This window comes from Parvularcula lutaonensis, from assembly GCF_014651915.1.
Taxonomy (GTDB): domain Bacteria; phylum Pseudomonadota; class Alphaproteobacteria; order Caulobacterales; family Parvularculaceae; genus Parvularcula; species Parvularcula lutaonensis.
This window is the reverse complement of sequence record NZ_BMXU01000001.1, coordinates 66,040-86,483: the sequence shown is the minus strand read 5'-3', so window position 1 is coordinate 86,483 and position 20,444 is coordinate 66,040. Positions and strand designations below refer to the sequence as shown.

The following is a 20,444-nucleotide window of genomic DNA, read 5'->3' as shown; positions in this document are numbered from 1 at the left end:
CCAAGCTTGCATTTGATCGTAGATTTTTCTATCGCGCACGCTCGCCCCCTACGCCGATCCTCCCAAGGAGATTTGCCATGACCGACATGCTCCGCTTCGTGGATACCCCACGCTCGACGCCCGAAAAGAGGGCGGCGGATCTCCGAAAGGAAGACTTCGAGGAGATCTACAAAGGCTTCCAGGAACGCCAGGCGGAGGCGCAGGCATCGCGCTGTTCGCAATGCGGGGTGCCGTTCTGCTCGTCAGGCTGCCCGCTTGGCAATCATATCCCCGACTGGCTGCGCCTCGCCGCCGACGGGGATCTCAGGGAGGCTTACGAGCTATCCGCCTCGACCTCGTCGATGCCCGAAGTGTGTGGCCGCATCTGCCCACAGGACCGCCTGTGCGAAGGCTCCTGTGTCATCGAGCAATCCGGGCATGGCACGGTGACGATCGGCGCGGTGGAGCAATACATCACTGACAATGCCTGGAAGGAAGGCTGGATCGGACCAATCAAGCCGCGCCGTGAACGCACGGAGACGATCGGCATCATCGGTGCGGGGCCCGCAGGTCTTTCGGCGGCGGACATGCTCCGGCATCTTGGCTACCAGGTGACGATCTACGACCGCTACGACCGGGCGGGCGGGCTCCTGATTTACGGTATCCCCGGTTTCAAGCTCGAAAAGGACGTTGTCGCGCGCAGGGTCCAGCGACTGAAAGACTCCGGTGTCACCTTCCTCCAGAACCAGGACATCGGCGGCACCGTTCCGTTTGCTGAGCTTCGAAAGAAACACGACGCCGTCCTGATCGCGACCGGTGTCTACAAGGCGCGGGAGCTTCCTGTCCCGGGCGCAGGCGGCCACGGCGTCGTCAGGGCTCTCGACTACCTCACCGCGTCCAACCGGAAAGGCTTAGGCGATGATGTCCCGGCCTTCGATGACGGCTCGTTGAACGCCCGCGGCAAGAGGGTCGTCGTCATCGGCGGGGGCGATACCGCCATGGACTGCGTTCGGACAGCCATCAGGCAGGACGCGGTTTCCGTGACCTGTGTCTACCGCAGGGACAAGGACAACATGCCCGGCAGCGCCCGCGAAGTGCAGAATGCCGAAGAAGAAGGCGTTGCCTTCCGCTGGCTGTCGAACCCCAAGCTGGTGCTGGGCGATGCCGAGAGCCTCCAGGGCGTCCGCGTGGCGAAAATGCGCCTTGGTCCGCCTGACATCTCCGGTCGTCAGACCCCTGAGGAGGTTCCGGGCCAAGAAGTCGATCTCGAGGCCGATCTCGTCATCAAGGCGCTCGGCTTCTCGCCCGAGGATCTTCCGGCAGCGTTCGGCGAGCCAGACCTCCGCCTGACCCGGCACGGCACCATCAAGGCCGATCCTCGCAGTTTCCAGACCTCCCTCCCCGGCGTCTTCGCGGCCGGCGACATCGTCCGCGGGGCGAGCCTTGTCGTCTGGGCCATCCACGACGGCCGCAAGGCTGCGGCGGGTATCCACGACTACATCTCAGCACGCAGCGCAGCTGCCGACGTCATGACCGTCGGCAAGCAGCAGCCATCCTACGACCCCCGCGCCTACGAACCGGTGACCCCATGACCAGACCATCCGCTTTCGGACTTTATGACCCCCGTGATGAGCACGATGCCTGTGGCGTCGGCCTTGTCGCCGCCATCGACGGCAAGCCCCGGCGAGAGGTCGTCACCCGCGCCATCGCTGCACTGAAGGCTGTGTGGCACCGCGGCGCCGTGGCTTCTGATGGCAAGACCGGTGATGGCGCAGGACTGCGCCTCGACGTGGCACAGGAATTTTTCCGGGAGAAGATCGCCCAGGGCGGCCACGAGCCGACACGCGCGCCAGTCTGCGTCGGCCAGGTCTTCCTTCCACGGACGGATTTCAACGCGCAGGATCGCGCAAGGACGATCGTCGAAACGGAGGTCCTGCGCTTTGGCTTCAAGCTCTATGGCTGGCGCCAGACGCCCGTGGATTCCACGGTCATCGGCCGCAAGGCGAACGACGTTCGCCCCGAAATCGAGCAGATCCTGTTCCATGACCCGGCAGGCCGGCCCAACGACGAACTCGAACGGACACTCTACATCGTCCGCCGGCGGATCGAGAAGCAGGCGCTTGCTGAGCGCCTGCTGGACTTCTACGTCTGCTCACTCAGCCCGCGGGACATCATCTACAAGGGCATGTTCCTCGCCGAGGAAATCGACAGGTTCTATCACGACCTGCGGGACGAGCGCTTCGTCAGCTCCTTTGCGATCTTCCACCAGCGCTACTCGACCAACACCTTCCCCGAATGGCGGCTGGCACAACCCTTCCGGATGCTTGCCCACAATGGTGAGATCAACACGCTGAAGGGCAATACCAACTGGATGCGTGCCCACGAAGTCAAGATGACCGCGGAAGCATTCGGTCCGCATGGTGAAGATGTGAAGCCGGTCATCCAGCCGGCCTCCTCCGACTCCGCGGCGCTCGATGCGGCCTTCGAGCTTCTGGTCCGTGCGGGAAGGACTGCGCCGATGGCAAAGGCGCTCCTGATCCCCGAAGCCTGGTCGAAGCGCGGCTCCTCCATGAGCCCGAAGGTCCAGGCGCTCTACGAGTATTGCAACTCCGTGATGGAGCCATGGGACGGACCCGCCGCCATTTGCGGTTTCGACGGTCGCTGGGCGGTGGCCGGGCTCGACCGAAACGGGCTGCGGCCGCTCCGCTATGCGCTGACAGAAGACGGCCTGCTCGCGGTCGGTTCGGAAACCGGCATGTGTCCGCTCGATGGCAAGACCATCACCCACCGGGGCGCGGTTCCCGCAGGTGGCATGATCGCGGTCGACCTTGAGAAAGGCTATTTCTACGACGCAGAAGAAACGCGCGACCTCCTGACCAAGGCCCATCCGTACAAGGAATGGCTCAAGAATGTCACCGAGCTCGACAGCGAGATCGGCCCTGGACCCGAAGACCGGCTTTTCGAGCCCGACGAACTCCGGCACCGCCAGGTTGCTGCCGGATACACGCAGGAAGATCTCGAGCTGATCCTCAAACCGATGGTCATGGAGGCGAAAGAGGCAATCGGGTCAATGGGCGACGACACGCCCCTCGCGGTGCTATCCGAACAATACCGTCCGCTCTCGCACTATTTCCGCCAGCGATTCAGCCAGGTGACCAATCCGCCCATCGACCCGTTGCGCGAAGGCCGGGTCATGTCGCTGAAGACACGCTTCAAGAACCTGGGAAACATCCTTGCACAGGATGAGACGCAGACAGACGTTTTCGTTCTCGATGGCCCGATTCTGACCAACGGGATGTATGAGCGGATGAAGCGGCGCCTCGGCGCGAAAGTCATCGACTGCACCTACAAGGATGCAGACGGCTCGGGCCGCGCGCTCCACGAAGCCCTCGAGCGCATCCGCGAACAGGCCTGCGATGCCGTCCGGGCCGGACACAGCCACGTGGTGCTCTCGGATGAGGCGCAGGGCCCTGATCGCCTTCCCGTGCCGATGATCCTTGCAGCAGGCGGCGTTCATCGCAGCCTGATCGAGGCCAACCTGCGCTCCGAATGCTCCTTCACGGTGCGGTCGGCGGAATGCGTCGACAGCCACTATGCTGCCGTCCTGATCGGTGTGGGGACGACCTGCGTCAGTCCCTACCTCGCCTTTGACACGATCGCGGACCACCACGCCGCAGGCCGCTACCCCGGCAAGACGCTGGGGCAAGCATGCCTGGCCTACAAGACTGCCGTCGAGAACGGTCTCCTGAAGATCCTGTCCAAGATGGGGGTTTCAGTTCTCTCCGCCTACAGAGGGGGCTGTAACTTCGAGACGCTGGGCCTCTCGCGCACCCTGCTTGCCGAGTTCTTCCCCGACGCCTCGTCTCGGATTTCCGGTATCGGGCTCGAAGGTCTCGAGAAGAAAGGTCTCGCTCTCCACGCCAAGGCCTGGCCCGAAGATGGCGGCGTAACCCGGCTGCCGGTTGGCGGCTTTTATCGGGTGCGCGCCGAGAGCGAGCGCCATGCCTATCAGGCGAAGATGATCGCGGACCTCCAGAAGGCCGTGCGCGAAAATGATTACACCGCTTACAAACGGTTCTCGGAAGCACTAGCGGAAGAGGGGCCGATCCAGTTGCGCGATCTCCTGACGTTCCGGCAGTTCGGGGACGCCGTCCCTGTCGATCAGGTCGAGAGCATCAACGCCATCCGCCAACGCTTCGTAACGCCCGGAATGTCCCTCGGCGCCTTGAGCCCGGAGGCACACGGCGTTCTCAATGTCGCCATGAACCGCATCGGAGCAAAATCCGTGAGCGGAGAAGGTGGCGAGGACCGCGACCGCTACACCCCCCTGCCCAACGGCGATAACATGAACTCGGCCATCAAGCAGGTGGCATCCGGCCGTTTCGGCGTGACGGCGGAATACCTCAACCAGTGCCGCGAAATCGAGATCAAGGTCGCCCAGGGCGCAAAACCCGGCGAAGGCGGACAGCTGCCCGGCTTCAAGGTCAATGCCTATATCGCGCGGCTGCGCCATGCGACCGAAGGCGTGACACTGATCTCGCCTCCTCCACACCATGACATTTATTCGATCGAAGACCTCGCCCAGTTGATCTACGACCTGAAGCAGATCGCACCCAAGGCGCGCGTCTGCGTGAAGCTCGTGAGTTCGGCGGGCGTCGGTACGATCGCCGCGGGTGTCGCGAAGGCCAAGGCGGATGCGATCCTGATCTCGGGACATGTCGGCGGCACGGGCGCGAGTCCGCAGACCTCCATCAAGTTCGCCGGCAGCCCGTGGGAGCTGGGTCTTGCTGAAGCCAACCAGGTCCTGACCCTCAACGACCTGCGCGAAGACGTTACCCTGCGGACCGATGGCGGACTGCGCACAGGCCGCGACATCGTCATTGCGGCCATGCTGGGTGCCGAGGAATTCGGCATTGGAACCCTGTCGCTCGTGGCCATGGGTTGCCTGATGGTGCGGCAGTGCCACTCCAATACCTGTCCCGTCGGTGTCTGCACACAGGACCAGGCGCTGCGCGAGAAATTCGTCGGTACCGCGGATCACGTGGTCAACCTGATGACGTTCATCGCCGAGGAAGTGCGCGAAATCCTTGCAGGCCTCGGCGTCAGGAGCCTCGAAGACGTGATCGGGCGCTCGGATCTCCTTCGCCAGTTCAGCCGCGGTCCCGACTTCCTCGACGACCTCGACCTCAACCCGGTCCTGGTTCGCGCCGATGAGGGCCCCCGGCCTCCCCGTTCCACGCGCGAGGGCCGCAAGGAAGTCGATCCGACCCTCGACGAGCAGATCGTCGCCGACGCAGCGCCGGTTTGGCAGCGCCGCGAGAAGATGCAGCTCACCTACACGGTGAAGAATACCCACAGGGCTGTTGGCACACGGACGAGTCATCACATCGTCAGCCAGTTCGGCGGCCTTCCCGCCGGCCATCTGACGGTGCGGTTGCTCGGCTCTGCTGGCCAGTCCCTCGCAGCCTTCGGTGCAGAGGGTTTGAGGATCGAGGTCGAGGGCGATGCCAATGACTATGTCGGCAAGGGCCTGTCCGGTGCTGAAATCGTCATCCGTGGCTTCAAGGGCGAAGGCGGCAAGGGTTTCGTCCTGGCAGGCAACACTTGCCTCTACGGCGCGACCTCTGGCTCGCTTTTCGTCGCGGGCCGTGCAGGCGAGCGCTTCGCGGTCAGGAATTCAGGGGCGACGGCAGTGGTCGAAGGCTGTGGAGCCAATGGCTGCGAGTACATGACGGGTGGTACCGTGATGATCCTCGGCCCGGTCGGTGACAATTTCGCAGCCGGCATGACCGGAGGCCGTGCCTTCGTCTATGACGAACACGGAGCGCTCGATGCGTTGGCCAATCCAGAGCACGTGGTCTGGGTGCCCCTCGGTCACATGGAGCCCGATTGCCGCGCCCTTCTGGAACGCCACGTCAATGAGACGGGAAGCACACTGGGCCAGGAGCTCCTGGGCCGTTGGGAAGAGGCTAAGTCCTTGTTCCGTCTTGTTCTTCCTAAAGCACAAGAGCGCAACTCAGCGAATGACGCGGAACCCACGGCGCGCGCGAAGGCGTAAGTGGATAACGCCAACCGAAATCATGTGCATGGCAAAAAGATGCAGTGTTAACCATCTTTTTGCAGGCTTCTGCCAGTTTCCTGTTGCGCCGCAGCAGTAGTGGTGATACCTAAGGCTAACGCAGCGCCTGACGGCAAAAGAGCGGCTCCAAGACCATGGCGACGACCGTGACCGTTTCGAACCTCACCGGCCCTTCTTCGGAAGGCGTGCTGCCGATCGTCCTTGTACTCCTTATTAGCAACAGCCCTGCGGGAGCGGCATCGGACTGACTGTCATCAGCAACCGATCACCAGCTCCCCGACGGGGAGCTTTTTTTTGACCTGAACCCAGCCAAAGCCCCAAATGACCACGAGAAAACGCAGCGACCAGATCACCAAAGGCCCCGACAGGGCCGCAGCGCGCGCCATGTTGCGCGCGACGGGCATGACCGACGAGGATTTCGACCGTCCGCTGGTCGCGCTGGTCAACACCCACTCAACCGTCACACCGTGCAACATGCATCTGGGCGCCCTGGCCGAACCTGCGGTCGAGGGCATCCGCGCGGCGGGTGGCTGGCCGATGACCTTCGGCGCCCCGGTTGTCTCGGACGGCATCACCATGGGCCATGAAGGGATGCGCGCCAGCCTCGTCAGCCGCGAGGTGATCGCGGATTGCGTGGAGCTGGTCGTCCGAGGTCACGCCCTTGATGCCGCAATGGTCATGGTGGGCTGTGACAAGACCCTTCCTGCTGCCGCCATGGCGCTGGCGCGATGCGACGTACCCGGCGTGATTTTCTACGGCGGGACGATAGCGGCAGGTTGCCTTGGGAAACGCCAGCTGTCGATCCAGGATGCCTTCGAAGCCGTCGGTGCCCACGGCCAGGGTAAGATCGATGACGCCGAACTCGAGCAGGTCGAGAAAGCAGCCTGCCCCGGTGCAGGTGCTTGCGGTGGCCAGTTCACGGCCAACACCATGGCGATGGCGCTGGCCTTCCTTGGCCTTGCACCTTTCGGCGCAGGGGATGTTCCCGCGACGGACGTTCGCAAAAGTGCCGAAGCAGAACGCTGTGGCCGCCTGGTCGCGGAGAACGCGCTCGGCAAAGGCGCGCGCCATTACGTCACGAAGGAGAGCCTGCATAATGCAGCCGTCTCCGTGGTCGCCTCGGGCGGCAGCACCAACGCCGTCCTCCACCTCGCCGCCATCGCGACCGAAGCGGGTGTACCCTTCGATATCGAGATTTTCGATAGGCTGAGCCGCGAGACCCCGGTGATCGCCGACATGAAGCCCGGCGGCCGGTTCCTGGCCCAGGACCTCTTCGCGGCCGGCGGCGGTCGGCTGTTCGGCCAGAAGCTGCGTGAAGCGGGGCTTCTGGAGGACACCCCGACCGTCAGTGGGCGGTCGCTGTTCGGCGAGCTGGATCTCGCTGAGGAAACGCCCGGTCAGCAAGTCGTCCGTCCAGTGTCGAACCCTGTGAAGAAGCAGGGCGGCATCCGCATTCTCTATGGCGACATCGCCCCCGAAGGTTCGGTGTTCAAGACGGCCGGTTATGACAATGCCGTCTTTCGTGGCCCGGCCCGCGTTTTCGAATGCGAGGAAGACGCCTTCGCCGCCGTGCAGGCCTGCGAAATCAAGGAAGGCGACGTCGTTGTCATCCGGAACGAGGGGCCGCGCGGCGGTCCGGGAATGCGGGAGATGCTGGCCGTGACCGCCGCCCTCGCCGGACAGGGCCTTGCTGGCAAGGTCGCTCTGATGACGGATGGTCGTTTCTCCGGCGCGAGCCACGGCTTCGTCATCGGCCATATCGCACCCGAAGCGGCGATGGGCGGGCCTATCGGCCTCCTCGCCGAGGGCGACATCATCGAGATCGATGCAGACGTCCGCCGCATTGATGCAGACATCGACTGGGATGCCCGCGCCGGTGCGCAGCCCCAGCGCGAGCCGCGCCGTTTCGGCGGCGTCTTCGACAAATATGCCCGCCTCGCCTCCTCTGCGAGTCGCGGCGCCACCACAACAGAAGGATACTGAGCAATGGCGAACACCCTGAAGGCCTACACCAAAGAAGACGTGAAACCCGTTCTCGAGGGCAAGGTCATCGCCGTGATCGGCTATGGCAGCCAAGGCCGCGCCCACGCGATGAATGCCCGCGATTCAGGACGCGAGGTTATCATCGGTGCCCGGAAAGGTGGCCCCTCCTGGCACAAGGCTGAAGAGGACGGCTTTCGTGTGATGAGTCCCGAGGACGCAGCGAAGGAAGGCGATTTCATCGCGCTCACCGCGCCGGACATGGCGCACAAGGAAATCTTCGCGAATGCTGTCGCTCCCGGCCTGGAGCCAGGCAACACACTGATGTTCGCCCACGGATTTTCGGTTCTCTATGGTCTCGTCACGCCACCTCGGGATATCGATGTGATCCTCGTTGCTCCCAAGGGCCCCGGTGACCTCGTTCGTCGCGAATACGAGCGGGGCCGCGGTGTTCCCTGCCTCTTCGCTGTCCATCAGGACGCAAGTGGCACCGCGAAAGACAAGGCCATCGCCTATGCCGACTCGATCGGCGGCACCGAAGCCGCGCTCTTTGAGACCAGCTTCCGCGATGAAACGGAGACGGATCTTTTCGGCGAACAGGCCGTCCTTTGCGGCGGCGCGACGGAACTCGTGGTCATGGGCTTCGAAACCCTGACCGAGGCAGGCTACCCGCCAGAGCTCGCCTATTACGAATGCCTGCACGAGTTGAAGTTGATCGTCGACCTGCTTCACGAGGGCGGCCTCGCAAAGATGCACGAGTTCATCTCCGAGACCGCGATCTATGGCGACCTGAAATCGGGTCCCCGTGTCGTGGATGAGAACTCCCGCGAGAAAATGCGCGCCGTGCTGAAGGATATCCAGAACGGCAACTTCGCCCGCGATTGGATCATCGAGAACCAGGCCGGGAAGCCGTCCTACAACCAGATGCTGCGCGCCGATCTCGAGCATCCGATCGAGGAGACCGGCCGTCAGCTCCGCGCCCAGATGAGCTGGCTGAATGCTGGTCCGGGCGCGAACAATGCGGAGACCGCATGATGGCCGAGGAAAAACGGTCGGCGAAAAAGCCGGCAGCCAAACCTTTGAAGCCTGCGCGCGCCACCAAGCCGCGCCGTGAAGCCCAAGGCACGGACTTCGCTTTCTTCATGGGGAGCGCGCCGTGACAGGTTCCGCCGCTGAAACCCTGACAGAGAGCGAAGAGGCCGACACCGAAGCCGCGCCGCGATCAGGGGCGCAGCTCGTCGTCGAAGCAATCCTTGCGCAAGGGGTCGACACCGTTTTCGGCTATCCGGGCGGCGCGATCATGCCGGTCTATGACGCCCTCCCTGGCTCGGGCCTGCGCCATATCCTCTGCCGCCACGAACAGGGCGCGGCCTTTGCCGCGGCCGCCTACGGAAGGATGACACGGAAGGCCGGCGTCTGCCTTGCAACCTCCGGCCCCGGAGCTACGAACCTCGTGACGGGAATCGCCGACGCCTACATGGACTCGGTCCCGATGATTGCGATCACCGGGCAGGTTGCCCAGCCTGTGATGGGGACCGACGCCTTCCAGGAAGTCGACACTTTCGGCATCACCATGCCGATCGTGAAACACAGCTATATCGTCCGGGATGCCGCAGATATTCCGGGTGTCTTCGCCGAGGCCTTCGAGGTCGCCGAGAGCGGCCGTCCAGGGCCCGTCCTGATCGATCTGCCCAAGGACGTTCAGCAGGCGATGGCAAAAGCCGCCACCTCCCCCGCGCGCGAGGCGCAGGTCATCGAACTTGACGATGACGGATTGCGCCGCGCCGAGGCTGCCATTCGTGATGCGGACAAGCCCCTCTTCTACCTCGGCGGCGGCATCACCCGCGCAGGCGCTACGGGTGATGTTCGCGCCCTCGTCGAGCGGTCTGGCATCCCAGCCGTGTGCACGCTCCACGGAAACGGCGTGCTGCCAACGGATCACCCCCAGCTTCTCGGCATGATCGGAATGCACGGTGCTCGCGCAGCCAACTTGGCGGTGCAGGAGTGCGACCTCCTCATCAATATCGGCGGGCGGTTCGACGACCGCGCCACCGGCAAGCTCGATACCTTTGCCCCCCACGCCAAGGTGATCCATTTCGACTGCGATGCCAGCGAGATTTCCAAGCTGCGCCACGCCGACGTGTCCGTACACGGCGCGATGCGCCCGGCCGTTCGCAGCCTCAACCCCGAGCCCGGTGACATTTCCGCCTGGGTCCAGCTCGGAATTGCCCGTCGCGAGGAGTTTGCGCCCCGATACGACGCCCCGGGAGAGGGAGTGTATGCCCCCACTCTCTTGCGCGAATTGTCCCTCGCGGCGGGCGACCGCTTCGTCGCTGTGCCCGATGTCGGCCAGCACCAGATGTGGGTGGCACAGCACTGCCATTTCTCCCGACCCGAGGCTCACCTGACCTCGGGCGGGCTCGGCTCCATGGGCTTCAGCCTGCCAACAGCCATCGGCGCCCAGCTTGCCGAACCTGACAGCACGGTCGTGTCGATTTCCGGCGACGGCGGGATCATGATGAACATCCAGGAGCTTGCCACCCTCCGGCGGTACGGCATCCCCCTCAAGGTTATCGTTCTGAACAATTCACGCCTTGGCATGGTCCGTCAGTGGCAGGAGCTTTTCTTCGATGGCAATTTCTCCGAGATCGACCTGTCCGATAACCCTGATTTCGCGAAGGTCGCGGAGGCTTTCGGCATAGAGGCCTTCACGGTCTCCCGGCGCTCGGAGGTTGCAGCCGGGATCGACCGGCTGCTCGCCGCTGAAGGGCCGATCTTCATGCACGTCATCATCGACCCGGCCGAGAATGTCTGGCCGCTGGTCGCGCCGGGCAAGTCAAACAGCGAAATGATGGAGGGCGGACGATGAGCCTGCACATCAACCCCAACACCCGCCGGGGAACGATCGAGACTTTCACGATTATCTCGGACGACGTGAACGGGACACTTCGCCGGATCTGGACAGTCATTGAGCAGAGGGGCTGGTCGGTGCGTTCACTCCTGGTCGAGGAGACCGAAGGTGGCGTCGAGACCCGCGTGCAGGTTTCACCGACCGGGAAGGGCCGGTCTGTCGAGACCCTCCGCCTGCAGATCGAGCGTCTCGTTAATGTCCGCCACGTCAAGCTCGAGCGCCGCAGCCGGGAGAAACCGAGTCGCTGGAAGGAGATCCCCCATGCGGCTGTCATCTGAAGCGGTCGCCGAGCCGTCCGTAGCGCCCGCGCCGCCTGCCAACCCGCTCGGGCTGGACGATGCCGACTGGCTGGCGGTCATCGGCAAGCATGACCCGGCCTGGTCCCGTGTGGCCCAGACGCCGTGCCTGAAAAGCACCAAGCTGTCTGCCCTCACGGGCTGCGACCTGCATTTCAAGTACGAGAACATGCAGGTCACCGGGGCATTCAAGGAACGCGGCGCGCTGGCAAAGCTGCTGTCGTTGACCGAAGCCGAGCGCGCAGCCGGCGTCATCGCCGCCTCTGCCGGCAACCATGCCCAGGGTCTTGCGCGGCACGCGGAGCTTTTGGGCATCCGTGCCGTGATTGTCATGCCTGCGCATACGCCTTCCGTGAAGGTCGAGGAAACCCGGCGCTTCGGTGCCGAGGTCATCCTGCACGGCGACGGCTTCGACACGGCCAGCGAGGAGGCCGACCGTCTCATCAAGGAACAAGGCCTGACCCTCGTTCATCCCTTTGACGATCCCCACGTCTGCGCAGGCCAAGGCACCATCGCCGCGGAAATGCTCGCGCAGGTGCCCGACATCGACACCCTCGTCGTGCCGATTGGCGGGGGCGGCCTGATAGCAGGCATGGCGTCGGTGGCGAAGAGCCTCAACCCCGATATCCGCATCATCGGCGTGCAGGCCGCACTCTATCCGGGTATGCTCAATGCCGTCCACGGAGCGGCAAGGCCGTGCGGGGGGATGACCCTCGCCGAAGGGATCGCCGTCTGTCGCCCAGGTCGCCTGACCCGGCAGGTGGTGGCCGAACTGGTCGACAAGATCGTCATGGTGGAGGAACGCGACCTCGAACGGGCTCTCTCCATTCTCCTCAGCACCCAGAAGACCCTTGCCGAAGGTGCAGGGGCCGCAGGGCTAGCGGCGATACTCGCCCACCCGACCCTGTTCACTGGCCGGAAAGTTGGCAGCGTCATCTGCGGCGGAAACATTGACGCCCGACTCCTGTCATCAATCCTGATGCGCGACCTTGCGCGCCAAAGACGACTTGCCCGCCTGCGCATCGCCCTGATGGACGTTCCCGGACAGCTGACCCGCGTCTCCGCCGCCATTGGAGAGGCAGGGGGGAACGTCATCGACGTTGCCTATCACAAGGTCTTCAACGACTTGCCCGCCAAGGAAACCCATCTCGACATTTCCGTCGAGGCCACGGGACCCGAGCACATGGACCGCATCATCGGCGCTCTGCGTGCGGAAGGACTCGATGTCGAACTTGCGAACTACTGAGGAGAGATCATGACCTATCACCCGCCCTCCCACGTTCGGATCTTTGACACCACTCTCCGGGATGGAGAGCAGAGCCCCGGCTTTTCCATGACCATGAAGGGTAAGCTGAGGATGGCCAGGGTGCTCTCGGCGCTGAACGTCGATGTGATAGAGGCTGGGTTTGCTGCGGCTTCGCCGGGCGACCTCGAAGCGGTCAAGGCGATCGCAGAAGAGGCGGACGGCCCGATCGTCTGCTCCCTCGCCCGCGTGACCGAAAGGGACATCGACATTGCGGCGGAAGCTCTTGCCGCAGCGCCGCGCAAGCGCGCCCACGTCTTCATCGGCACGAGCCCCACACACCGGGAGCACAAGCTGAAAATGCGCAAGGGCGAAGTCCTCGACGCGATCGACCACGGCGTGCGCTACGCAAGAGAGCTGTTCGAGGATGTGGAGTTCTCCGCCGAAGACGCCATGCGGACGGAGAAAACTTTCCTCGCCGAATGCCTCAAGACCGCAGCCGAGGCGGGGGCTAGCACGCTGAACGTTCCGGACACGGTGGGTTACTTTACGCCCGAGGAAACATTCGAGGTCTTCCGCTACCTCATCGAGGCTGTGGAGCCGTCTGACGACGTTGTGTTCTCGACCCACTGCCATGACGACCTGGGCATGGCCGTCGCCAACAGCCTCGCTGCGGTCCGGGCGGGCGTTCGCCAGATCGAATGCACCATCAACGGCATCGGCGAGCGCGCAGGCAATTGCGCCATGGAGGAGGCTGTCATGGCGCTCCGTACCCGCCGTGATACCTATGAGGTCCAGACAGGCATCGACACCCGACGTTTCTACGAGGCCTCACGCACCCTTGAGGACATCACCGGGGAGAAGGTCCAGCGCAACAAGGCCGTCGTCGGCCGCAACGCCTTCGCCCACGAAGCCGGCATCCACCAGCATGGCATGCTCAGCAACCGGAGAACCTACGAGATCATGGAGCCACAGGATGTCGGCGCCCCGGTCAGCAGCCTTGTTCTCGGCAAGCACTCCGGCAAGCATGCGCTCTTCGCCCGCCTGGAAGAGCTCGGGCACGATGTCCCTGTGGATGCGCGCGAAGCGCTGTTCATTGCCTTCAAGCACCTGGCCGACGAGTTCCATGAGGTCACCGACGACCAGTTGCGGACGCTCGTGGCGGGTGCATCGAACCGCGTGGTGGCAACGGCATGAGCGGGAAGACGCTTTTCGACAAGGTCTGGGAACGGAACGTCGTTGCGGAGGAACGAGAGGACCGGCCCGCAATCCTGCATGTCGGCCTGCACCTGATCCATGAAGTGACCAGCCCCCAGGCCTTCGCGACGCTTGCTGAGCGCAAGCTCAAAGTCAGGCGGCCCGATCTGACACTCGGCACGATCGACCACTCCGTACCGACCCTTCCTGCAAAGGAGGGGCGTCTCGCCTACACGACCAAGGCAGCGGAGGAGCAGGTCGCGCGTTTGCGTTGGAACTGCCAGGAGCACGGGATCGAACTTCTGGACCTTGGCGACCCGCGCCGCGGCATCGTGCACATGGTCGGGCCGGAGCTCGGCCGCACCCATCCCGGGATGGTCGTTGTCTGTGGTGACAGCCACACCAGCACCCATGGCGCTTTCGGCGCTCTCGCCTTCGGGATCGGCACGACGGAGGTCGGCCATGTTCTGGCAACCCAGTGCCTGTTCCAGCGCAAGCCGAAAACACTCCGTGTGCAGTTCGAGGGCGAGGTTCCTGCCGACGTCACGGCAAAGGACATGGCCCTCGCCGTCATCGCCGAACTCGGCATGGATGGCGGAACGGGCCATGTGATCGAATATGCAGGCCCTGCAGTCCGGGGGCTTTCCATGGAAGGTCGGATGACGCTCTGCAACCTGTCGATCGAAGCTGGCGCAAGGGCCGGGATGATCGCGCCGGACGCCGTGACCCTTGCCTACCTTCAGGGACGTGAAGGCGTTCCCGCGGACTTCGTCTCGGCCTGTGACGAATGGCTGAGCCTGTCGACCGATGAAGACGCCGTCTTCGACAAGGAAATCACGATAGACGCCTCGGCGCTCCAGCCCATGGTCACCTATGGTGTCAGCCCCCATGAGGCGGTCCCGGCATCGTCCCTCGTTCCTCTGCCGGGTGACCTAACGAGTGCGTCTGCGCTCGATTACATGCAGCTGAGCGCAGGCGCACCCATCAGCTCCGTTCCGGTTGACCGCGTCTTCGTGGGTTCATGCACAAATGGCCGAATCGAGGACCTGCGTGCCGCGGCTGCCATCCTCCGTGGGCGGAAAGTGGCAGATGGCGTCACCATGCTGGTTGTCCCCGGTTCCGAAGAGGTCAAGCGCAATGCCGAAGCCGAAGGGCTCGATCTCGTCTTCAAGGAAGCAGGAGCCGAGTGGCGCGAACCCGGTTGCTCGATGTGCATCGCCATGAATGGTGACAAGGGAGAGCCGGGCCAGCTCGTGGTCTCCACGTCGAACCGCAACTTCCGGGGGCGGCAGGGCGAAGGTGTGAGAACGGTGCTGGCCAGCCCTGCAACCGCGGCCGCCAGTGCTGTTGCAGGCTTCATTCGCGATGCTTCCGCGATCAGAAGGAGGGCTGCCTGATGGAGGCGTTCCGCACGCTCACCAGCAGGACATTCGTCCTGCCCCAGAGCAATATCGATACGGACCAGATTATTCCTGCACGGTTCCTGACGACGACCGGCCGCGAGGGCCTCGGGAAATACTGCTTCCACGATTGGCGCTACGGCCAGGACGGCGAGAAGACGGACCACCCCCTCAACCACTCCGACCGAGAGGCTGAAAGGATCCTTGTGGCAGGCGACAATTTCGGCTGCGGCAGCTCTCGCGAGCATGCTCCCTGGGCACTCAAGGCCTTTGGCTTCGATGCAGTGGTCTCAACCTCCTTCGGTGACATCTTCCGGTCGAATGCCCTCAAGAACGGTCTTCTCCCCGTGCAGGTCAGCCCGGAGACCCTCACCCTGCTGATGGAGCAACCGGCAACCGAGGTGACGATCGACCTCGAGGACAACGAGATCCGCTTTGGCAACCATGTCGAGCGGTTCGAGACCGAAGCCTTCGCCCGGCTTTGCCTCCTTGAAGGCAAGGACCCGCTCGGTGTCCTGCTCGATGCCCTGCCCGAGATCGAAGCCTTCGAACAACGCGCGGGATCCATGTCATGAAGGTCGTGATCCTGCCCGGCGACGGAATTGGCCCCGAGGTCTGCGAAACAGCTGTCACGGTCCTGCGCGCCGCCTGCGCATCCTCGAATATTGCTCTTGATACAGAAGAACATGCTTTTGGTGGTGCTGCCATCGACCAGTATGGCGACCCCCTGCCGCCTGCGACGCTCGAAGCGTGCCTTGGGGCGGATGCTGTCCTGCTCGGCGCCGTCGGTGGCCCGCGCTACGACGAGGCCGCGAAGAAAGGCGCCCCGCGTCCCGAAGCCGGACTCCTCGCCCTGAGGCGAGAGATGGGTCTCTTCGCGAACCTCCGTCCCTCCCGCCTGTTCGAGGGGCTGGAAGAAGCCTCGCCTCTCCGGAAGAGCGTGGTCGCGGACACAGACATCCTGGTCGTCCGTGAACTGACGGGAGGCCTCTATTTCGGTGAACGTGAAGAAGGGAGCGACAGGGCGCTCGACCGCCTCCCCTACTCCCGCGAAGAGGTCGAGCGGGTTGCGCGAACGGCGTTCGAAGCGGCGCGCGGCCGCAAGGGTTTGCTGACCTCGGTCGACAAGGCAAATGTCCTCGCCACGTCCCGTCTCTGGCGCGGCGTGGTGGAGGACGTCCACAAGAGCTATCCCGACGTAAGGCTCGAGCATGTCCTTGTCGATGCGATGGCCATGCATCTCGTCACCCACCCTTCACGCTTTGACGTGGTCGTCACCGAGAACCTATTTGGCGACATTCTCTCGGACGAGCTTTCTGCGGTGGTCGGATCGATCGGCCTCGCGCCTTCCGCGTCGCTGGGCGAGGCAGGCAAGCCCGGCCTTTACGAGCCCATCCACGGAAGCGCCCCGGACATCGCAGGCCTGGGCATCGCCAACCCCATAGGCGCCATCCTCTCGGCGGCGATGCTGCTGCGCCATTCAGCGGGCGAAGAGACCGCTGCGGCATCCATCGAAGCAGCCGTAGCCTGGTGCCTCGCGGACGGGCTCCGCACCCATGACCTCGGCGGCTCCGCCAGCACGAAAGATGCTCTCGACGCAGTCCTCTCCGCGCTTTGACAAGCGAAACCGTCAGGGAATGGAGCGGGTAGCGGGAATCGAACCCGCGCGTTCAGCTTGGGAAGCTGACAGGCTACCATTACATCATACCCGCCGCGGCCTTCGAATTTGGTCGCGGGCCACGCCCAAGTCAACGCCGGAGAGATGATGACCGACGACCCGCGCCTCTATTCGACCAGCGCCGCGCGCAACAAGGAGATCATCGCTGAAGCCTTTGCACGGCTTTGTCCGTATGCGGAGCGGGTTCTGGAACTGGCTTCGGGAACTGGCGAGCATGCCGAGGCCGTTCTCGCACGAATGCCCAATCTCCACTGGCAAGCCTCAGACCCCGACGGTGCGGCCCGCGCAAGCAGCACCGCTCGCATGGCCGAGCTTGGACAGCCTGAAGCGAAAGGTTTTGATACTCGCCGCGATGGCTGGTGGCAGGCGGTCGAAAGGCCGGTCGACACCATAGTCGCGATCAACATGATCCACATCACCTCGATCGCCGGCTACGAGAACCTGTTCCGGGGCGCCGCGGCACTCTTGCCCGAAAACGGCGCCCTGTTCCTCTACGGCCCGATGAGCAGGCGTGGCGAGATGGAGGAGAGCAATCATCGCTTTGATGAATCGCTCCGTATGCGCGATCCGGCATGGGGTGTTCGCGACCTCGACGACACGCTGCAACCGCTGGGTGCGCGCTTCGCTCTCACCCTCGATCATGTCGAGCGCGTCCCGGCGAACAACCATGTCGTCCTGTTCAGGCGGACGGGGCGGTAAGGAACGCGATCTCCGTATCGCCAAAGCTGCGCGTCTCTTCGTGCCCAAATCCCTCCGGCATCTCGAAGGTTTCGCCCTTCGCATGTTCGGCGAGGATGAGCGCACCAGGCGCCAGCCATTCGCCCTCCGCCAAGGTCTTCAAAGTCGGCGTGATCAGGTCCTTCCTGTACGGAGGATCCATGAAGACGAGATCGAACCGCGCGCCGACTCCTGCGGGCTTGGTGCCGAGCGCGTCGGCGGGGCGCCGATGAATGCGCGTGTTCCCGAAGAGGCCGAGGGCCTCGACGTTATCGCGGATCGCCCCGCGTGCCGCTGCATCGGTATCTACGAAGAGGCAGAAACTGGCTCCGCGAGACATGGCCTCGAAACCCAAGGCTCCGGAGCCCGCGAAGAGATCGAGCACGCGCGCGCCCTCGAAGACAAAACCCGGTCTATGGGCGAGAATATTGAAAAGCGACTCCCGCGTACGGTCCGTTGTCGGGCGCGTGGTCTGCCCCGAAGGCGCCGCGATCCTCCGCCCCCTGAATTCCCCGCCGACAATGCGCATCTCACAGGACTCCCGCACCAATGATTGAGCCTTCTTCACGCAGCATCGCTGCGCGCTCCTCCTCCGTCACGCCCGGCGGCGCGTCAAGGAGAGGGCGGAGCGTGCCCTCGCGATCCCGGCGCGACAGCCCGGCCGTCACAGCCTTGACCTGGGCTGCGTCCTTCACCTCGCCGCGGGGCGCGCGGGAAAGGACGAGGCTGGGATAAATCTCGGCGAAGATGGCCGATGGCCCGGAAGGAAGCTTCTCGACAAAGCCGGTCTCGAAGGGCCAGACCTTCGCCCCCACCTGTCGGCGCAGCGTCTCCAGCCGGGCGATCCCGAGCAGGCTCTGGCTACCCACAGCCCCGTTGTAGGCCATCTGGAAGACCGACTTTGCGGTCGGGACCAAGCGCTCCACGACACGCTTTTCCGCCATACTGTGGGAAGGCTTCTTCGCAGGAAGGGATGGGTATCGATCCTTATGCTGATGGGGCTTTCCCCAGAAAACCGGCTCTCCGAGCCTTTCGTTCAGGGCCCCGGCCACTGCGAACCTGTTCGAGCGGTTGCGATCATCATCTTCGACGGCCTCCGCAATGCCCGACCAGAGGTCTTGCCAGCCCTTCCGGCCGATCCGCCCGGCAAACCCCGCCGGATAACCGAAGGCGAAATCGAAGCCGACGAAGACCCGACGGCCCTGTGCCATGCCCTCACCGACGAGACTGCTGATCCTCTCGGAAGCTTCGCTCCGTGTCGGGATGTTTTCGCAAAGCGTATGCTCGGCGCCGCCCTCGGCCCATCGTGCGGCGACCCAGATCGAGTCCTTGCCTCTGGCCGGGGCATTGGCGGCCGACCAGTCCACTGCGATGTAGCAGTCGAACAATCGGCTCACAGGCCGATCTCGGCTGACAACTTTTTGCCAAGCTGTTCCTTCAGGATCTTGCCGGGGACTTCCTCCACCGCACCTTCCTTGAGAGCGCCGAGCTGGAAAGGTCCGTAGGCGACGCGGATCAGCCTGTTCACGGTCAGGCCCAGGTGGCGCATGATGTTGCGCACCTCCCTGTTCTTCCCTTCGGTGATCGATAGCGTGATCCAGTTGTTCGCGCCTTGGGTGCTGTCGAGCCTGGCCTGGACCCCACCATACTGCACGCCATCGACCTCGACGCCATCTTTCAGCCGGTCGAGCTTGGCCTGGCTGACGCGTCCGTAGGCCCGCACGCGGTACCGACGTTTCCATCCCGTGCTCGGCAATTCGAGCGCACGGCTGAGGCCCCCGTCATTGGTCAGCAGGAGAAGCCCTTCCGTGGTAAGGTCCAGCCGCCCGACCGAGAGCACCCGAGGAAGCTCCTGAGGCAGATTGTCGAAAACCGTAGGTCGGCCCTGCGGATCCTTGTGCGTCGTGACGAGGCCAACGGGTTTGTAATATCGCCACAGCCGCGGCACATCGGGGGCGCCGATGCGCTCTCCGTCGAACCGGATATCCTCCGCTCCCGTGACCTTGCGCGCAGGGGTCGTCAGGACCTCTCCGTCAACGGTTATGCGGCCTTCAGCGATGAGACGCTCGGCCTCCCGGCGCGAAGCAATTCCTGCCCGCGCGAGAACTTTCGCAATACGTTCGCTGTTACTCTCGCTCATGAAGTCCGCCTGTCCGATACAATTTGGTGCGATTGCGACGTGCGCGCTTTCGCGACGCTGATATAGAAGCGCGTCAGGCTGGAACTCTAGCCAGCTTTCGAACGGAGATTTCGAATGAAGAAGCTTGTCATTGCCGCTGCCCTCTCCGCTCCGATGGTGATCGCGGGTTGTACGACCAACCCCTACACCGGTGAGCAACAGTCATCGAAAACCGCGCGCAACGCCGTGATCGGCGCCGCTGGCGGTGCGATCGTGGGTGCCGTGATCGGCAACAACACCGGGGGCGGTGACGCCACCAAGGGTGCCATCATCGGCGCCACCACCGGCGGCCTGACCGGCGGTGCGATCGGCGTCTACCAGGACCGCCAGGAAGCGCGCCTGCGCCAAGAGCTCGAAGCCACCGGCGTCCGCGTGGTCCGTAACGGCAACGACATCACCCTGATCATGCCCGGCAACATCACCTTCGGCACGAACGAAGCGACGATCCGCCCGGACTTCTACGCCACCCTCAACTCGGTCGCCAAGGTCATTCAGGAATTCGACAAGACCATGGTTCTTGTTCAGGGACACACCGACTCGACCGGCTCGGACGCTTATAATGACCAGCTTTCGGTCCGCCGGGCTGAAGCGGTCGGGAATTACCTTGTTGCCCAAGGCGTGCCGCCCGTCAGGATCGAAGCCCAAGGCTTCGGTGAGCGCCAGCCGATCGCCGACAACTCCACGGAAAGCGGCCGCGCCATGAACCGCCGTGTCGAGATCAAGCTCGTTCCGATTCAGGCCTGAGCCTTATGAACAGGGCCATTCCTGTTGGGTGGCCCAGCCCG

General features: G+C 63.9%; 15 protein-coding genes, 1 tRNA gene and 1 pseudogene. 13 read left to right on the top strand and 4 right to left on the bottom strand.

Translation table 11 applies throughout. From position 1 onward, the window contains the following. Positions 1-86: 86 nt before the first annotated feature. The 11 genes from IE053_RS00400 to leuB all read left to right on the top strand — a co-directional run bounded on the left by IE053_RS00400 (position 87) and on the right by leuB (position 16,703). On the top strand, positions 87-1,571 hold the full coding sequence (locus IE053_RS00400; RefSeq protein ID WP_373302864.1) for an NAD(P)-dependent oxidoreductase: 1,485 nt from the start codon (positions 87-89) through the stop codon (positions 1,569-1,571). Further along, positions 1,568-6,037 (top strand): glutamate synthase large subunit, encoded by a 4,470-nt coding sequence (gene gltB, locus IE053_RS00395; RefSeq protein WP_189570367.1) that lies wholly within the window; start codon positions 1,568-1,570, stop codon positions 6,035-6,037. The genes IE053_RS00400 and gltB overlap by 4 nt, the downstream gene beginning before the upstream one ends. A gap of 342 nt (positions 6,038-6,379) precedes the next feature. Next, positions 6,380-8,041: a dihydroxy-acid dehydratase gene (gene ilvD, locus IE053_RS00390; protein WP_189570365.1), complete on the top strand. Its 1,662-nt coding sequence runs from the start codon at positions 6,380-6,382 to the stop codon at positions 8,039-8,041. A gap of 3 nt (positions 8,042-8,044) precedes the next feature. Next, entirely contained in the window at positions 8,045-9,073 is a 1,029-nt protein-coding gene (gene ilvC / locus IE053_RS00385; RefSeq protein WP_229785993.1) for a ketol-acid reductoisomerase, read from the top strand. Between the two features lie 121 nt (positions 9,074-9,194). Continuing rightward, positions 9,195-10,907, top strand: coding sequence for an acetolactate synthase 2 catalytic subunit (gene ilvG / locus IE053_RS00380; protein ID WP_373302860.1), 1,713 nt, complete (start codon positions 9,195-9,197; stop codon positions 10,905-10,907). After that, positions 10,904-11,227 (top strand): ACT domain-containing protein, encoded by a 324-nt coding sequence (locus IE053_RS00375; RefSeq protein ID WP_189570363.1) that lies wholly within the window; start codon positions 10,904-10,906, stop codon positions 11,225-11,227. Before ilvG ends, IE053_RS00375 begins: the two co-directional genes overlap by 4 nt. After that, positions 11,211-12,491 carry a threonine ammonia-lyase gene (locus IE053_RS00370; RefSeq protein ID WP_189570361.1) on the top strand — a complete coding sequence of 427 codons (1,281 nt, stop codon included), beginning with the start codon at positions 11,211-11,213 and terminating at the stop codon, positions 12,489-12,491. Before IE053_RS00375 ends, IE053_RS00370 begins: the two co-directional genes overlap by 17 nt. Before the next feature lie 9 nt (positions 12,492-12,500). Further along, positions 12,501-13,685, top strand: a complete 1,185-nt coding sequence (locus IE053_RS00365; RefSeq protein WP_189570359.1) for a 2-isopropylmalate synthase — start codon at positions 12,501-12,503, stop codon at positions 13,683-13,685. Then, the gene (gene leuC, locus IE053_RS00360; protein WP_189570358.1) at positions 13,682-15,082 is read left to right on the top strand and encodes a 3-isopropylmalate dehydratase large subunit; all 1,401 of its coding nucleotides are present in this window, start codon (positions 13,682-13,684) and stop codon (positions 15,080-15,082) included. The genes IE053_RS00365 and leuC overlap by 4 nt, the downstream gene beginning before the upstream one ends. Beyond that, positions 15,082-15,660: a 3-isopropylmalate dehydratase small subunit gene (gene leuD, locus IE053_RS00355; protein WP_189570356.1), complete on the top strand. Its 579-nt coding sequence runs from the start codon at positions 15,082-15,084 to the stop codon at positions 15,658-15,660. Before leuC ends, leuD begins: the two co-directional genes overlap by 1 nt. After that, positions 15,657-16,703: a 3-isopropylmalate dehydrogenase gene (gene leuB / locus IE053_RS00350; RefSeq protein WP_189570354.1), complete on the top strand. Its 1,047-nt coding sequence runs from the start codon at positions 15,657-15,659 to the stop codon at positions 16,701-16,703. Before leuD ends, leuB begins: the two co-directional genes overlap by 4 nt. Before the next feature lie 20 nt (positions 16,704-16,723). Here the strand turns inward: leuB and IE053_RS00345 are convergent. Further along, a tRNA-Gly gene (locus tag IE053_RS00345) sits at positions 16,724-16,797 on the bottom strand. A gap of 50 nt (positions 16,798-16,847) precedes the next feature. On the opposite strand from IE053_RS00345, the gene IE053_RS00340 reads away from it, so the two are divergent. Further along, positions 16,848-17,462 carry a DUF938 domain-containing protein gene (locus IE053_RS00340; protein ID WP_189570352.1) on the top strand — a complete coding sequence of 205 codons (615 nt, stop codon included), beginning with the start codon at positions 16,848-16,850 and terminating at the stop codon, positions 17,460-17,462. Here the strand turns inward: IE053_RS00340 and rsmD are convergent. The 3 genes and pseudogenes from rsmD to IE053_RS00325 form a co-directional block, all read right to left on the bottom strand. After that, complete coding sequence (rsmD, locus tag IE053_RS00335; protein WP_189570350.1) at positions 17,443-18,009, bottom strand: 16S rRNA (guanine(966)-N(2))-methyltransferase RsmD; 567 nt, start codon at positions 18,007-18,009, stop codon at positions 17,443-17,445. The two genes, IE053_RS00340 and rsmD, sit on opposite strands and share 20 nt — an antisense overlap. 1 nt (position 18,010) lies before the next feature. Beyond that, positions 18,011-18,877, bottom strand: coding sequence for a hypothetical protein (locus IE053_RS00330; protein WP_189570348.1), 867 nt, complete (start codon positions 18,875-18,877; stop codon positions 18,011-18,013). A gap of 8 nt (positions 18,878-18,885) precedes the next feature. Further along, positions 18,886-19,608, bottom strand: a pseudogene (locus tag IE053_RS00325) (pseudouridine synthase); the annotation flags it as partial. 126 nt (positions 19,609-19,734) lie between these two features. Here IE053_RS00325 and IE053_RS00320 point away from each other — a divergent pair. Further along, entirely contained in the window at positions 19,735-20,403 is a 669-nt protein-coding gene (locus tag IE053_RS00320; RefSeq protein ID WP_189570344.1) for a YiaD family glycine zipper/OmpA-like lipoprotein, read from the top strand. The last annotated feature ends 41 nt before the right edge of the window (positions 20,404-20,444 follow it).

What these genes read in the sequence shown, in the direction of transcription:
- IE053_RS00375 (WP_189570363.1), top strand. Translation starts at nt 10,904, where the DNA reads ATGAGCCTGCACATCAACCCCAACACCCGCCGGGGAACGATCGAGACT.
- ilvD (WP_189570365.1), top strand. Translation starts at nt 6,380, where the DNA reads ATGACCACGAGAAAACGCAGCGACCAGATCACCAAAGGCCCCGACAGG.
- IE053_RS00340 (WP_189570352.1), top strand. Translation starts at nt 16,848, where the DNA reads ATGATGACCGACGACCCGCGCCTCTATTCGACCAGCGCCGCGCGCAAC.
- gltB (WP_189570367.1), top strand. Translation starts at nt 1,568, where the DNA reads ATGACCAGACCATCCGCTTTCGGACTTTATGACCCCCGTGATGAGCAC.
- ilvC (WP_229785993.1), top strand. Translation starts at nt 8,045, where the DNA reads ATGGCGAACACCCTGAAGGCCTACACCAAAGAAGACGTGAAACCCGTT.
- IE053_RS00365 (WP_189570359.1), top strand. Translation starts at nt 12,501, where the DNA reads ATGACCTATCACCCGCCCTCCCACGTTCGGATCTTTGACACCACTCTC.
- rsmD (WP_189570350.1), bottom strand. Translation starts at nt 18,009, where the DNA reads ATGCGCATTGTCGGCGGGGAATTCAGGGGGCGGAGGATCGCGGCGCCT.
- leuC (WP_189570358.1), top strand. Translation starts at nt 13,682, where the DNA reads ATGAGCGGGAAGACGCTTTTCGACAAGGTCTGGGAACGGAACGTCGTT.
- leuB (WP_189570354.1), top strand. Translation starts at nt 15,657, where the DNA reads ATGAAGGTCGTGATCCTGCCCGGCGACGGAATTGGCCCCGAGGTCTGC.
- IE053_RS00320 (WP_189570344.1), top strand. Translation starts at nt 19,735, where the DNA reads ATGAAGAAGCTTGTCATTGCCGCTGCCCTCTCCGCTCCGATGGTGATC.
- IE053_RS00400 (WP_373302864.1), top strand. Translation starts at nt 87, where the DNA reads ATGCTCCGCTTCGTGGATACCCCACGCTCGACGCCCGAAAAGAGGGCG.
- leuD (WP_189570356.1), top strand. Translation starts at nt 15,082, where the DNA reads ATGGAGGCGTTCCGCACGCTCACCAGCAGGACATTCGTCCTGCCCCAG.
- IE053_RS00370 (WP_189570361.1), top strand. Translation starts at nt 11,211, where the DNA reads ATGCGGCTGTCATCTGAAGCGGTCGCCGAGCCGTCCGTAGCGCCCGCG.